General features: G+C 70.6%; 12 protein-coding genes and 3 pseudogenes. 13 read left to right on the forward strand and 2 right to left on the reverse strand.

The features are described 5' to 3' along the window. The first annotated feature begins 101 nt into the window (after positions 1-101). The 7 genes and pseudogenes from ACIBVL_RS33350 to ACIBVL_RS33380 form a co-directional block, all read left to right on the forward strand. Positions 102-593, forward strand: a complete 492-nt coding sequence (locus ACIBVL_RS33350) for a PaaI family thioesterase (protein ID WP_037709930.1) — start codon at positions 102-104, stop codon at positions 591-593. Between the two features lie 4 nt (positions 594-597). Continuing rightward, entirely contained in the window at positions 598-1,458 is an 861-nt protein-coding gene (locus ACIBVL_RS33355; RefSeq protein ID WP_399103115.1) for an enoyl-CoA hydratase-related protein, read from the forward strand. A gap of 23 nt (positions 1,459-1,481) precedes the next feature. Then, positions 1,482-1,934 (forward strand): MaoC family dehydratase N-terminal domain-containing protein, encoded by a 453-nt coding sequence (locus tag ACIBVL_RS33360; RefSeq protein ID WP_057612767.1) that lies wholly within the window; start codon positions 1,482-1,484, stop codon positions 1,932-1,934. After that, complete coding sequence (locus tag ACIBVL_RS33365; protein WP_399103119.1) at positions 1,931-2,353, forward strand: MaoC/PaaZ C-terminal domain-containing protein; 423 nt, start codon at positions 1,931-1,933, stop codon at positions 2,351-2,353. Before ACIBVL_RS33360 ends, ACIBVL_RS33365 begins: the two co-directional genes overlap by 4 nt. 4 nt (positions 2,354-2,357) lie before the next feature. Next, a complete protein-coding gene (locus ACIBVL_RS33370) occupies positions 2,358-3,734 on the forward strand; it encodes a class I adenylate-forming enzyme family protein (protein WP_399103122.1) in 1,377 nt (458 codons plus the stop codon). A gap of 85 nt (positions 3,735-3,819) precedes the next feature. Continuing rightward, on the forward strand, positions 3,820-4,947 hold the full coding sequence (locus ACIBVL_RS33375; protein WP_399103125.1) for a serine hydrolase domain-containing protein: 1,128 nt from the start codon (positions 3,820-3,822) through the stop codon (positions 4,945-4,947). A gap of 37 nt (positions 4,948-4,984) precedes the next feature. Next, a pseudogene (locus tag ACIBVL_RS33380) lies at positions 4,985-5,095 on the forward strand (transposase); the annotation flags it as partial. A gap of 585 nt (positions 5,096-5,680) precedes the next feature. Here ACIBVL_RS33380 and ACIBVL_RS33385 read toward each other — a convergent pair. Then, positions 5,681-6,064: a nuclear transport factor 2 family protein gene (locus ACIBVL_RS33385; protein ID WP_399103336.1), complete on the reverse strand. Its 384-nt coding sequence runs from the start codon at positions 6,062-6,064 to the stop codon at positions 5,681-5,683. On the opposite strand from ACIBVL_RS33385, the gene ACIBVL_RS33390 reads away from it, so the two are divergent. The 4 genes from ACIBVL_RS33390 to ACIBVL_RS33405 all read left to right on the forward strand — a co-directional run bounded on the left by ACIBVL_RS33390 (position 6,058) and on the right by ACIBVL_RS33405 (position 11,243). Beyond that, complete coding sequence (locus ACIBVL_RS33390) at positions 6,058-6,288, forward strand: hypothetical protein (RefSeq protein ID WP_399103347.1); 231 nt, start codon at positions 6,058-6,060, stop codon at positions 6,286-6,288. The two genes, ACIBVL_RS33385 and ACIBVL_RS33390, sit on opposite strands and share 7 nt — an antisense overlap. Before the next feature lie 68 nt (positions 6,289-6,356). Further along, positions 6,357-9,218 (forward strand): peroxidase family protein, encoded by a 2,862-nt coding sequence (locus ACIBVL_RS33395; protein ID WP_399103127.1) that lies wholly within the window; start codon positions 6,357-6,359, stop codon positions 9,216-9,218. A gap of 13 nt (positions 9,219-9,231) precedes the next feature. Continuing rightward, positions 9,232-10,605, forward strand: a complete 1,374-nt coding sequence (locus ACIBVL_RS33400) for a hypothetical protein (RefSeq protein ID WP_399103129.1) — start codon at positions 9,232-9,234, stop codon at positions 10,603-10,605. A 140-nt stretch (positions 10,606-10,745) separates the two neighbouring features. Then, complete coding sequence (locus ACIBVL_RS33405) at positions 10,746-11,243, forward strand: thiamine pyrophosphate-binding protein (protein ID WP_399103338.1); 498 nt, start codon at positions 10,746-10,748, stop codon at positions 11,241-11,243. Here ACIBVL_RS33405 and ACIBVL_RS33410 read toward each other — a convergent pair. Then, positions 11,182-11,508, reverse strand: a pseudogene (locus ACIBVL_RS33410) (family 1 glycosylhydrolase); the annotation flags it as partial. The gene ACIBVL_RS33405 and the pseudogene ACIBVL_RS33410 overlap by 62 nt on opposite strands. A gap of 6 nt (positions 11,509-11,514) precedes the next feature. On the opposite strand from ACIBVL_RS33410, the pseudogene ACIBVL_RS33415 reads away from it, so the two are divergent. Then, positions 11,515-11,970 (forward strand): annotated as a pseudogene (locus tag ACIBVL_RS33415) (TerB family tellurite resistance protein); the annotation flags it as partial. A 259-nt stretch (positions 11,971-12,229) separates the two neighbouring features. Next, entirely contained in the window at positions 12,230-14,350 is a 2,121-nt protein-coding gene (locus ACIBVL_RS33420) for an MMPL family transporter (protein ID WP_399103132.1), read from the forward strand. Positions 14,351-14,492 lie beyond the last annotated feature (142 nt).

A 14,492-nucleotide genomic window follows, 5' to 3' on the forward strand; every position in this document is an offset into this window, starting at 1 on the left:
AATACATCTAGCGCTCGGCTTCGGCCCGCGCGATTGCCTCATCTATTCAATTCATGTAACTATATGAATCGGCCGTCAGGCCGGGACCGGAGGGCGGGCTGATGACCGTCGCGGCGAGGACCCTCACCGATCAGGAACAGCGCGAACGCCGGGCCTGGTTCCGGGTCCGCTGGGAGCGCGGGGTCGCCTTCAACCGGCGCTGCCGCATCCGGGTGACGCGCTGGGAGGCGGACGGGGTCGAGATCGTGCTCCCCTATGCCGAGTCCCTCTCGGCCCACGAAGACGTCTTCCACGGCGGCGTCATCTCCGCGCTCATCGACACCGCCGGCGCCGGAGCCGTGATCGCCGGGCACGACTTCACCAAGGGCAGCCGGCTCAGCACCGTGTCGATGTCGGTGCAGTACCTCGCACCCGCCCGCGGCCGTGAGGCGGTCGCGTACGCGCGCTGTGTGCGGCGGGGCGGCCGGGTGCACTTCGCCGACGTCGACGTGCGGGCCGACGGACGCATCTGCGCCCGTGGACAGGTGGTGGTGACCATCTCCGGGGAACGGCCCGGCGTCGGCGACCCGATCGAACCGCTGGACGAGGAGTGACGTGATGCCCGAGGAAACCGTGGTGGCCCCCGAGGACCTGGACCTGGTCCTGTACGAAGTCGACGAGGACGGCGTCGCCACCGTCACCCTCAACCGGCCCGAGCGCAAGAACGCGTGGAGCCTGCCGATGGAGCGCCGCTTCTTCGCGCTCCTCGACCAGGCCGCACAGGACCCCGCCGTCAAAGTGGTGATCATCACCGGGGCGGGCCGGGCCTTCTGCCCGGGAATGGACATGCAGCGCCTGGAGCAGAACGCGCAGCCGGGGGAGTCCCTCAACCTCCAGGCCCGCGTCCCCATGTACAGCAGGCGGAACATGCCGAAGCCGTTGATCGCCGCCCTCAACGGCGCCTGCGCGGGCATCGGCCTGGTCCAGGCGCTCATCTGCGACGTCCGCTTCGCCGCTCGCGGGGCACGTTTCACCACCGCGTTCACCCGCCGCGGACTGGCCGGCGAGTACAACCTGCCCTACGTGCTGCCGCGCGTCATCGGTCTGGAGAACGCGCTCGACCTGCTGCTGTCCGGCCGCGTCATCGACGCGGACGAGGCGAAGAGCCTCGGCCTGGTCAGCCGCGTCGTCGAACCCGAGAATCTGCTCGACGCCGCCCGCGCCTACGCCCGGGACATCGCCCGCAACTGCTCGCCGCGGGCCATGGCCGTCGTACGCCACCAGGTGTACGGCGACCTGGACCGCACCTTCACCGACGCCCTCGCCCGCTCCTACTCCGCCATGGAGTTCTTCGCGGGCTCGCCCGACTTCCGCGAGGGTGTGTCGAGCTTCGTGGAGAAGAGGGAGCCCAAGTTCGAGGGACTGCCCCCGGACTTCGACCCGGACGAGGCCACGCGCGACGCGTTTCTGCCGTACTGACCCGATGAGAGGAGCACCCGCAGATGACAGGGCAACCCTTCCCCGTCGAGGCCGGGCACATCATGATGTTCGCCCGCGCCATCGGCGACGAGAACCCGGCGTTCCAGGGCGAGTCGGCGCTGGCACCGCCCACCTTCACCATGGCGAGCGCCCACTACGACCCCGACTACCACCTGCGTCCCAAGCCGGACGAGGAGTGGTTCGGGTCGGGGCGTGACGCCGGTGTCATGGCCGAGGGCGGTGGCGGGCTGCACGCCGAGCAGCACTTCGAGTACCACCGTCCGGTGCGGGCCGGCGAGACCCTCTACGCGCACAACAGCACCGGACGCAGCTGGGAGAAGCAGGGCCGCACCGGCCGCCTGCTCTTCAGCGAGCGCATCACCGAGTACCGGGACGCCGACGGCGAACCGGTCGTCAGTGCCGTGACCGTGGCCGTCGTCCCCGAGGGCCCGGCGACCCCGAAGGACGCCCGATGAGCCTGAGCCCGGACGACATCAAGGTAGGCGAGATACGCGAGAGCGTCCTCGTCGACGACCTCAAGCGGACCCGGATCGTGCAGTACGCGGGCGCCTCCGGCGACTTCAACCCCCTGCACACCGACGAGCGGTTCGCCGTCGAGGCCGCGGGCTATCCCGGCGTGTTCGCCCACGGCATGCTGACGATGGGCATGACCGGACGCGTCCTCACCGACTGGGTCGGCACCGACGCACTGCTGCGCTACGGCGTGCGCTTCAAGGCCCAGGTCTGGCCCGGCGACACCCTCACCGCCACGGTCACGGTCGAGTCGATCGAGGACACGCCGACCGGCCCGGTCGCCCACTTCACCCTGCGCACCGTCAACCAGACCGGCGCCGAGGTGGTCACCGGCACCGCGGCGGCTCGCCTGGAGCCCTGACCCGGTGGCCGCCGCGCAGGAGGCCGGGACGGCGGCCACCTGGACCGCCATGGTGAGCCGCGCCTACGACCATGCCCGCCCCGCCGTCCGGTTCGGCGACCTGACCTGGAGCGGACGCGAACTCCTCGACCGTGCGGCCGGCGCGGCCGACTGGCTGGACACCCTCGGCCTGGAGCCCGGCGCACCGGTGCCCGCACTGGTCGCCACCTCCGCCGACGCGCTCGCGCTGGTGATCGGCGGCGCCGGATCCGGCCACCCGCTCGCACCGCTCGGCGTGCGCATGACGGCATACGAGGTCGCCGCTGTGGTCAAGGAGACGCGGGCTCATGTCCTGCTGGCACAGCCCGAGTTCGCCGACCTCGGCAGGCAGGTCGCCGAACTGTCCGGTCGGCGGATCGCCATCGTGCCCCAACTGGCGCCCGGCAGAGGGCGGTTGACTGCCGGACCCGATGACCTCGCCGCCGTCCTGCACACCTCCGGAACGACGGGCCTGCCCAAGCCCGTCCCCATGAGCCAACGGCGCCTGGCCGCCCGGGCCCGCGTCAACGGGCACCTGTGCGCACTCGACCCCGACAGCTTCTACGGCGGCAGCGCGCCCTTCCACCACATCGCGGGCCTGGGCAACATCGCCGTCGCCCTCGCCGCCGGCGCCCTGATCACCGGCCTGCCCCGCTTCACCGTCGAGGGCTGGGCCCTGCTGCGGGACCTCGGCACCACGCACACCAGCATGGTCCCGGCGATGCTGGAGAGCCTGCTGGCGGCCGGACAGGCCCGCCACGAGAGGCTGCGCACTCTCCAGTACGGCGGCGCGCCCATTCGCCCCGGCACCCTGCGCCGGACCTACGAGGCGATGCCCGGCGTCCGCATGCTCAACATGTTCGGCCAGACCGAGGGCTCGCCGATCAGCGTGCTCACCCCGGCAGACCACCGGGAGGCGGTGGCCGGACGCACCGAGCTGCTGCGGTCGGTGGGGCGCCCCGCACCCGGTGTCGAGATCAGGGTCCACGACCCCGGCCCGGACGGCGTCGGAGAGATCCACGCCCGCGCCGACCATCTCTTCAAGATCGACGCCGAGGGCTGGCTGCACAGCGGCGATCTGGGCCGCGTGGCGGAGGACGGGTATCTCTACCTGCTCGGCCGACGCACCGACATGATCATCCGCGGTGGCGAGAACGTCCACCCGCTGGAGGTGGAGACGGTCCTGTCCGCGCACCCCGGGGTGGCGGACGTCGCGGTCACCGGCGTTGTGGACGAGCGGCTCGGCCAGACCGTCGTCGCCTTCGTCGTCCCCGCCGATCCCGAGGCCCCGCCACGACCGGCGGCGCTCCGGAGCCACACCCGCGCCCGGCTGTCCGGGTTCAAGGTCCCCGTCCGCTGGTGATTCGTGGACGACCTGCCGCGCAACGCGAACGGCAAGGTCGTACGCAGAAGCCTGCGGGAACCCACCGCGCTCGAAGGAGGACCACGTGACCCTTGACCACTCGGTCGTCGCCCCGGAAGCCGTCGGCGTCGACCCGCACCGGCTGGACGTGCTCCTGCGCCGGATCCGTCTGGAGGTCGAGCACGGACCGTTGCCGTCCGCGCAGGTCGCCGTGGCGAGGGGCGGGAGCCTGGTCGCGTTCGAGACCTGGGGGGAGGCCGAACCGTCCACGCGATACGTCCTGCAGTCCGTCGGGCGGTCGATCGTCGCGGGCGCGGTCTGGAAGCTGATGGGCGAGGGCCTGCTGGACGTGTCCGAGCAAGTTGCCGCGATCATCCCGGAGTTCGCGCCCAACGGGAAGGAGGAGGTGACGGTCGAGCAGGTGCTCACGCACACCGCGGGCTTCCCCTTCGCACCGCTCGGGTACCCGAAGATGCTCGACCGCGAGCAGCGCCTCGCCGCCTTCGGTCGCTGGCGGCTCGACTACCCGCCGGGCAGCCGCTTCCAGTTCCACCTCACCTCGGCGGCCTGGCTGATCGCCGAGATGGTGGAGCGGCGTACGGGACTGACGTTCGCCGACTACCTGCGCGAGCGGATCGCCGTACCGCTCGGCCTGTCCTCGCTCGAACTCGGCGTCCCGGTGGACCGACAGCCCGGCACCGTCGCCCCGATGACCGCCACCGACCGCACGAGCGACGAGGAGGAGCCCGACCCTTGGGGCCCCTGGTACCTGTCCGACCCGAAGGTGCTGGCGGCCGGGGAGCCCAGCCATGCGCTGGTCGCCACGGCCGCCGACGTCGCCCTGTACTTCCAGGCCCTGGAACACTCGGGGGTGTGGAAGCCGGAGGCCGTGGCCGAGGGCACCCGGATCCGGCTGACGGACCACCCGCACGGGGAGCAGATCTACGGGGGCGGCTCCAGCCGCCGCACCGGCATGGGCCTGTTCGTCACCGTGGCCGGCCCGGACGCGGGCAGCAACCTGCCGTCCACCGGTTCGCCCGCCCTCTTCGGCAGTGCCGGAGCCGCCTACCAACTCGGCTTCATGGACCCGCAGACCGGCCTGTCCTTCGCCTGTCTGAGCAACGGCTACCCCCTCGCCGGCTACGACCACTCCCGGCGCGGCACGGCACTGCTCACGAACATCGCGAATCTCGCGGCGGATCTCACGGACTAGGCCATTTCGTTCGTATCAGCCGGTCGTTGGTCCAGGTGTGCCGTTGACTGATGCGCAGTGGGCGCGGATCGAGCCGTTGCTCCCGGGCCGGACGCCGAAGCGGGGTGGCCGCCGACGGGACCATCGTGAGGTGATCGACGCGATCGCCTTCAAGCTGGCGGGGCGTCTGCAACCGGCTGCGGATGTGGGCCGTCGGCGGCACGTGGGAGCGGGTGTTCACCGCCCCGGTGGCCCAGGCCGACGCGGACGAACGTCAGCTGGGCCGTGTCCATGGACTCCACTCCACGATCGCGCGCGCTCACCAGCATGCGGCCGGGGCCCGCAAAACAGGGGGCCCGGCCGGCGGGCCGGACGACCACGCATCGGCCGGTCCCGCGGCGGACTGACCACGAAGATCCACCTCGCGGCCGACGGCCGGTGCCGGTCACAGGCGTTCGTCCTCACCGCCGACCAGGCCGACGACGCACCCGCCTTCACCGAGGTCTTGGCCCGCCTGCGCGTCCCCCGCCGCCGCGGACCGCCCCGCACCAGGCCGGACCTGGTCCTGGCCGACAAGACATCCTGGTGCAGGACCGCCGGGACAAGGCCGCGGCCAGACGCTTCTTCCGCAGACTTCTCTCTTCGTTTGCATCAGGTGTCGGTCGGGCCTCAGCCCTGGAACGGCAAGTGCGGTCGAGCCCCTCGCCGTCATGGCCCGCGCGGCGCGTGCCGCCCGCCTCGCCGGTCCGGCGCCTCAGGCCCGGCCGGCCTGCGGGTTGGTGAACATGTGGTTGCCCGCCACCGTGTCCTTCGCGAGCACTTCGTCCTGCAGGACGTCCCAGTGCTCCACCACCAGGCCCTCCTCGAAGCGGAAGATGTCGACCACCACGAGGGGCGTCTCGGTGCTGCCGGAGTACCTGCCGTGGATCATGACCAGGTCTCCCTCGGCGATGACCGCTCCCGGCTCGTACCGGCTGGCGTCGGGCAGGTCCGCGATGAACTGGCGCAGCCCGGCCCTGGCCGGCGGGATGAACGGGTTGTGCTGGATGCAGTCGGGGTGCAGGTACCGGTCCAGCGCGGTGAAGTCCTTCGAGCTGAACGCGGTACGTCGTCTTCCGCAAGCAGTACTACGTGCAATACGTGCCGACCCCCGCCGGACCGTCGCTCTACCGCCACACCGGCGAGAGGTATCTGGACCCGGATGTCACCCCCGAGCAGTTCGCCGCCGCCACGGCCGACCAGAGCTCGGGGGTGCAGAGGATGACCCCCGACGACGAGGCGCAGCCGACCAAGTGGATGTTCAGCGTCGGGGACCCCGGATTCGAGGCCGATCTCACGATCTCCCTGACCGCCGACAGCTGACCGGCTCGGCATCCCCCATATGCCCGCTCCACGCGACAGCGCCTCCGGTGTCCGCGAGTGTTTCAGACATGCGCGAGAACCAGCAGTACGAGGGGTACATCGGCGGCAGTCCGGAGGCCGAGCGTCTGATCTTCGAGCGGCTCGCAGCCGACCTGCTGCGCGTGCAGCTGAAGGCGAAGAAGCGCAGCGGCTCCGCCGCCCTCCAGCGGACATTCCACGCGAAGGCGGTCCTCGGCGTGGAGAACGCCCGGCTGAGGTTCCACGACGACCTGCCCGCCGAACTGAGCTCGGGTTTCGCGAGGCCCGGAGCCGAGTATCCGGTCACGGTCCGGCTGTCCAACGCCGGCGGTGTCCGCCAGCCCGACCACGCACCCGACCTGCGGGGTGCGGCGCTGCGCGTCGAAGTCGGTCCCGACGAGATCCACGATCTGCTGATGACGAGCTTCCCGGTCTCGCATGCCCGCAACGCGCGTGAGTTCGTCCTCTTCGCGAAGGCCATGGCCGGGGCGGACACCCGGCTTCGCAAGGCGTTCGCTTTCTTCGTGAAGCTGCCCCTCTCTGTCGGCTGGTCCACGGCGACGCGTATGCGACGCAACGTTTCGGCCGGGGCCCGGCGTCCGGTGCGGAGCCTGGCACTGGAGACGTACTGGAGCCGTGGCGCGATCCTGTGGGGCGAGGCCGGACCGGTGCGCTATCAGTTGCGCCCCGCCGCCAGCGCCCCCGGGGCCCCGGATCCGTCCCGCACCGACCCCGACTACCTGCGACGTGAGCTCGCGCGCCGGCTGCAGCGGGCGGACGTCGTCTTCGACGTGTGCGTGCAGCGCTACGTGGACGGCAGGCGCACGCCCATCGAGGACGGTGCCGTCGAGTGGAGGGAAGAGGATGCACCCGCCGTGCCGGTGGCCATTCTGACGATCCCGCGCCAGGAGCTGGACACCGCCGCGGCGCGAGCCGTTGCCTCACGGATCGACCAGCTGGCGTTCAACCCGTGGAACACCACCGGCGCCTTCCGCCCCCTGGGCAATCTCAACCGGGCGCGCAAGGCGGCGTACGAGGCGAGCAGCGCCCACCGCCTGGGCCTGCGCTTCGTCACGGTCGAACCGCGGCGCAACACCCTGCTCGGCTACCCGCTGCGGGCCTTCTTCCGCGCCGTCAACCGCGTCGTCCCGTGGCACCGGCTGCCCACCGGGCCCGGACTGCTCAACCTCATGGCGTTCCGGCAGACGCTGATGCGTCACAACCTCATCGACACCGAGCCTCACGAGGCCCCGCCCGCCGCCCGGCCCGCACCGGTCCCGGTCCACGAGGACCTGCGGACCCGGCGCAGTTACGACGGCTCCTGGAACGACCTCTCCGCACCGGCGATGGGCGCCGTCGGCGCCACCTTCGGCCGCAACATGCCGCCGGTTTATCGGCCGGACCTGTTCGACACGCCCAACCCGGTCACCGTCAGCAAAATGCTGCTGCACCGCGACGGGTTCATTCCCGCGACGTCGCTGAACATCCTCGCGGCCGCGTGGATCCAGTTCCAGGTGCACGACTGGGTCGACCACAAGCGCCACCCCGTCGGCGAGAAGTCGGTCGAGGTGCCACTGCCTCCCGGCATGACCTGGCACAACACCCCCGGCGATCCTCCGGAGAAGGTGATGCGCTTCGCCGAGAACGAGGCCCTGTACCAGCCCGGCGGCGGACAGCCGCCGACCTTCGCCAGTGCCGTCTCGCACTGGTGGGACGGCTCGGAGATCTACGGCGGCACCGCCTCGGTCGCGAAGTCCCTGCGCGAGCCCGACGGCCGCGCCGAACTGCGGCTGGAGAAGGGGCACCTCCCGCTCGGCAACGGCCTTCCGGTCACCGGCTTCCGCGACAGCTGGTGGCTCGGCCTCAGCGCGATGACGACCCTGTTCGCCCGTGAGCACAACGCCGTCTGCCGGGCGCTGCGCGACGAGTATCCGCACATGGACGAGGACCGCACCTACCACACGGCACGCCTCATCGTGGCGGCGCTGATCGCCAAGATCCACACGGTCGAGTGGACGCCGGCGATCCTCGCCACCAAGGCGATCGACATCGCCCTGAAGACCAACTGGCAGGGCCCGCCCAAGACCTGGCTCGACCAACTGGGCACCTGGCTGTTCGAGGCGCACGACCTCGGCGGCATCCCCCGTACTCTGCCCGACCACCACGGTGCGCCGTACTCCCTCACGGAGGAGTTCACCACCGTCTACCGGCTGCACCCGCTCATCCCGGACGACTACGAGATCGTCGACCACCGGTTCGGCCACCGCCTCGACACCCTGACGTTCAACGACGTCCAGGGCGCCGCCACGGAGCCGCTCATCCGCAAGACCGGTCTGGCGGACACGCTGTACTCCCTGGGCATCGCCCATCCCGGGGCGATCACTCTGAACAACTTCCCCCGCTCCCTGCAGAGGTTCGAGCGCGACGGAGAGGTGATCGACCTGTCGGTCGTCGACCTGGTGCGCACCCGGCGCCGTGGCGTCCCGCGCTACAACGACTTCCTGGCAGGCCTGCACAAGCCGCGCATCCGGCGGTTCGAGGACCTCTCCTCCGACCCGGAGACGGTCGCCCGGCTGAAGGACGTGTACCGCTCAGTCGACGAGATCGACACCATGGTGGGGCTCTTCGCCGAGAACCCGCCCGTCGGCTTCGGATTCAGCGACACCGCCTTCCGCGTCTTCATCCTGATGGCCAGCCGCCGCCTGCAGAGCGACCGCTTCCTCACCGTCGACTTCAGGCCCGAGGTCTACACCCCGCTGGGCATGGACTGGATCGACCGCAGTGGCATGACGAGCGTCATCCAGCGGCACTGCCCCGAGCTGGCGAGCCTCCTGCCTCGCACGGCCAGCGCGTTCGCGCCGTGGCGTGCCGTCCAGCCCGTGCGCAATCACGGAGACGCGGACCACGACTGACCGGGAGAAGGATATGTCGGTACAGCAGCGAGCCACGCACACCGGCCTCGAAGACCTCCTGACCCGGCCCCTGTGGGAGAGCGTCTTCCGGCGGCGCACCCACCGGGTCAGCAGAGGCGCTTCCGTCGCGGCCAGGTCGATGAGCTATGACTCCCCCCACCGCCCGCAGCCCCTGGGCGAGCTGGAGGAGGCCGTGCTCATCGCCCTCACCGGCTGCTCCGGCCTCAGCATGCCCGACCGGCCCTTCGAGGACCCGCGCGACCACAAGTCCATCATGGCCAAGCCGAACCTGAACATGGTGGGGCGTACGGCGGGCAGCCCCGACAACGCCCAGGGCACCCACTTCTTCATGATCAACGACAGCGGGACGTACTACCTGAGGAAGCTGCCCCCGTCGCCCGGGGCGGGATTCGACCCCGACACACTGCTCGAACGGGCCGGCCGGGCGAAGGTGAAGGTGCTGGACCGCCGCTTGGACGTGGCCGAGGGCATGCGCGACTTCCCCGCCTACCTCGACTCCAACCGCTTCCTGTCCAACCTTGCGGGCACCACGGTCTTCCTGCCGGTCGTCGACCTCTCCCACCAGTACATCAACGCGCTGATGTACCTGCTGACCCAGCCTGACGGAGCCCGGCCCACGTTCGTCGATGACCGCAACTTCTACCGCCCGGCCGGGGTGCGCAAGTGGGTGCGCAACGGCTTCCTCAACCCCGACCTCAAGCTGCCGCTCGGCGCCCTGGGGCCGATGCGCACCCAGGTGGAAGCCGACCTGCTGCTGCAGAACATGATGCTGGTCGCCGATGCCATGGGACTCGGCGCCTGGATCCACGCGTCGATCAGCCCCCAGATCATGCTGGGCGACCCGAAGTTCTCCCGCATCTACGGCCGCATGCTCGGCTTCGACTTCGTCACCCCGCGCTTCAAGCCCGCCGACCTCCTGCGCTGGCAGGTGCCGCTGCCGAAGTACGCGACCCTTCGCGCCCACCCGGTGGGACTGCGGGCTGCTGGCGAACACCTCATCAAAGGCGCCTGCCCGCCCAACTACCCCTCGATGGAGGCCGCCGTTGACGCGGTGGTGCAGAGCAAGTTCGGCAAGGGCGGCATCTACGAGGACAAGGACGTCTTCAGCCGCATCTACAGGGACGGGTACGCGCCCCGCTACCTCGAAGAGGCGGGCGAGTACGACCAGCGGGTGATCGACTGCGCACGCGACGTCTGCGTGTACATCCACGCCACCCACGGGCGCTTCCCGGCCCACACCGACGCCATCCACGTGCCCGGCATCTGGCTGCAGACGCACCACGTCGAAACCGAGTACTACGAGCGGTTCTTCCGGAACGGCCTGACTGACGCCCACCGCGCCCACGCCGCGCGCTGGAAGGAGTAGCCGACCCACCTGGGCCCCGGAAGCACGCACCGAAGGAGCGCCATGCAGGTGTACGAAGCCATCGTCAGGGGGCTTGAAGCGCGGGTGTCGACACCGCGTTCGGCGGCAACGGCGAGAACATCGCCAGTCTGGCCCTGGCACTGGAGAAGTCGCGGAAGATCCGGCCGATCATGACCCGGCACGAGCAGGCCGCCTCGTTCATGGCGTGCGGCTACGCCATGTACACGGGCCGGCTCGGGGTCTGCTTCGCCACCGTCGGTCCCGGCGCGTTCAACCTCTTCTCCGGCCTCGCCGTCGCCCTGTCCGACTCCTACCCGGTGCTGGCGCTCACCGGTTTCGTCTCCCTCGACTGGCGCGGCCACGGTGCGGTGAACGACACGTCGGGGCGGGGCCGCACCCCCGACTCGCAGACGATGTTCGCCGCGACGACCAAGAAGTCCTTCCTGCTCACGGACATCGCCGACACGTGCGACGTCCTCGAGAAGGCCGTGAACACCGCCCTAGAGGGCCGGCCCGGCCCGGTGCACATCCACGTCCCGCAGAACCTCACCCACCGCGGCAAGACCGTGGACAACTACCGCCGAACTCGATCTCCGAGCCCTGGGGCGCGCCCACCCTGGTCGGGGCGTAGTAGTTGATCCCGTACCAGTCGACCGGCTTCGAGATGACCTTCAGATCTACCTCGACGTCGCCTGGCATCAACTCGCCGAGGCCGTCTGGGTATTGGCCCGTCGGCACCGGGCCCGCGAACAGCCGGTTGAGGAGGAGGTCGTAGAAGGCCGCCGCCTCCAGGTCCTCCGGCTCCTCGGACGCGGGCCAGGTCGGCCCGTGCGAGTTGGCGATACCGATGTCGGTGACTCCGGCCGCACGCAGGGCTCGTACGGCCAGGCCGTGGACCAACAGCGCGCGGACGTCCTCGATCACCCCACCACGACCCGCTTCTCGGCGATGCTCCGGGACGCCGTCCACACTGTCGCCCTCGCCGTCCTGGCGGCCGGCGGCACCTGCGCCCGTACGTCCCTGGAGACCGCCGCGAGCGCCGTCCGCTCGGCCGGGTTCGACGGACTGCACCGAGGAGCAGCTGGAGGCCCTCGTCGAGGCGCTCGCGGCCGAGACCGGCCGGATCTTCGGCGAACTCTGCGGACCCGGGCCGGCCATAGAGCTCCACGAGGCCCTGGACCCGCTGGCGCCCCACCTGGCCCCGCCGGCCGGGAGGCCATCCTCCTCCAGGGCGCCCGTATCTCTCTCGCCGACGGGCCGTACACGCCTGCCGAACGGGAGACCCTCGCTACGGTGGGCGCTGCCCTGACCATCTGTGCGGATGATGTGACGAGATTGCTCACGGCGGCGCGGACGCCGTCGTGAGCCCCGGGTGGGCCCGGGCCCCTCGCGCCCTCCCCGCGGGGGATTGATTTCTGCTGCGGGTCGGTGAGGGCTGGTCGCGCGGTTCCCCACCCCCCTTCCGGGGCGGCGCGCCGTCCGCCGACTACTCCCCAGGGAGTAATCCGCACCCGCCGTCGCCCCCGGCAGTACGCGTCACCTCGCCCTCCCGCCCGACGAAAGCCGTGGTTCTCACCGGAAGTCTGGGGACCGAAGCAGACGTCATCCGGAGGGAGATCGGTCAATGAGGGCCGCAGAGACAACCACGACGAGGACGGGACGCAGGCGAGCCGTTCCATGGGCGGTGCTCGGGCTGTGGATTGCCGTGATCGCGCTCGTCGGGCCGTTCGCGGCGAAGCTCGCCGACGTGCAGCACGACAAGGTCACCGACTACCTGCCAGCGAGCGCGGACTCGACGCAAGCGGCGAAGATCGAGGACAAGTTGCCCGGGGGCGAGACCACCGAGATGGTGCTCGTCTACCACCGGGACGGCGGGCTCAGCGCCGCCGACCGGAAGACCGCGGCCGGGCAGGTCGCGGAGATCACGCGGCAGCACGAGCTGATCGGCGGTGCTCCCAAGGGGATTCCGTCCAAGGACGGCACGACCCTGATGTACCCGGTCGCCAGCAATGAGCCCGGGGCGAACGAGGAGCAGCGGGACAAGCTCGTCAACGACGTCCGCGAAGTCGCCCAGGGCGAAGGCGGGTTGAGCGTCGACGTGGGCGGCACCGGCGCGCTGGCCACCGACTCCGGCGCGGTCTACGACTCGCTCGGCGGACCGCTGCTCTACACCACCGTCGCCGTCGTCGCCGTACTGCTGATCCTGATCTACCGCAGCCCCGTGCTGTGGCTCGTGCCCCTCGTCGTCGCCGGAATCGCCGACTACATGTCCATGGGTGTCGCCTACGGCCTCAACCAGGCCTTCGGCACGACCGTCTCGGGGCAGAGTTCGGGTGTGATGACGATCCTCGTGTTCGGGGCGGGCACGGACTACGCGCTGCTGCTCGTCTCGCGCTACCGGGAGGAGCTGCGGCGCTTCGAGCGACCGTGCGAGGCCATGGTCGCCGCCCTGCGCGGCTGCGGGCCCGCCGTGCTCGCCTCCTCAGGCACCGTCGCCGCCGGACTGCTGTGCCTGCTCGCCGCCGACCTCAACAGCAGCCGGGGCATGGGTCCGCTCGGCACCGTCGGTGTGCTGTGCGCGCTGATCGCGATGATGACCCTGCTCCCCGCCATCCTCGTAGTGGTCGGACGGCGTGTGTTCTGGCCGCTCGTGCCCGTCTTCGGGAGCACGCCCAAGCAGCGGCGGAGCCTGTTCTCGGCGATGGGCAGCTCTGCCGGACGCAGGCCGCTGACCGTACTCGCGAGCGGTGCCGTACTGCTCGGCGCCCTCGCCCTGGGCTCGCTCAACCTGCCGGGACCGCTCAAGCAGGAGGACTCCTTCGTCAACAAGCCGGAGGCCGTCGTCGCGATGGAGACCCTTGCCAAGTCCTATCCCGGGCAGGGCAGCCAGCCCATCGACGTGATCACCCCGCAGGGGCGCGCCGACGAGACCCTCGCGACCGTCCGTGGCACACCGGGCGTCGGCAGCGCGGAGAAGGGGCGTACGGGAGACGGCTGGACCGAGATCTCCGTCTTCGCGAAGAGCGCACCCCAGTCGGCGGGGGAGACTGCCACCATCAAGTCCCTGCGGGACGAACTGAAGGGCTCCTACGTCGGCGGGGACAGCGCCCAGCAGATCGACCTGGAGGTCACCAACGCCCGGGACACGAAGATCGTTGTGCCGCTCGTCCTCGTCTCCGTGATGCTCATCCTGATCGGGCTGCTGCGGAGTCTGGTCGCACCGCTGCTCCTGGTGGTCGCGGTCGTCGCGGTGTGGGGCGCCTCCCTCGGGATCGGCGGACTGGTCTTCGAACCGCTCCTCGGCCTCAAGGGCACCGATCCGGGGCTCGGACTGCTGTCTTTCGTGTTCCTGGTCGCCCTCGGCGTCGATTACGGCATCTTCCTCATGCATCGGATGAGGGAGGAGTCCCTGGCGGGAGCAGAACCGACCGCGGCGGCACTCACCGCGCTGCGCACCACCGGCGGCGTCATCGCCTCCGCCGGACTGGTCCTCGCCGCGACCTTCGCCGTGCTGACGAACATGGGCCTGGTGCAGCTGGTCCAGCTCGGCTTCGTGATCGCCGTCGGCGTCCTGCTCGACACCTTCCTCGTACGGACGTACCTGGTGACCAGCGCCAGCGTCGCCCTGCGCCGGAAGGTGTGGTGGCCGGGCGTGCTCTCACGGGAGCCCGACCCGGCCGAACGGACCGGACCGGCCGGACCGACCGAGCCGCCGCGGCAGGCGGAAACCGTCGGCGCATCCTGAGCACGCTGATCGAACGCCTCGATCGAGCAATCTGATCGAACGCTCTGATCCAGCACGCCGATCGAGCACCTTGATCCGGCGGGCCCGCCCGGGTGCCTCTCCTTCCTGAGGGGCGCCCGGGTTCCCGCACGAGTACCGGAAG

The organism is Streptomyces sp. NPDC049687, assembly GCF_044465285.1.
GTDB lineage: Bacteria > Actinomycetota > Actinomycetes > Streptomycetales > Streptomycetaceae > Streptomyces.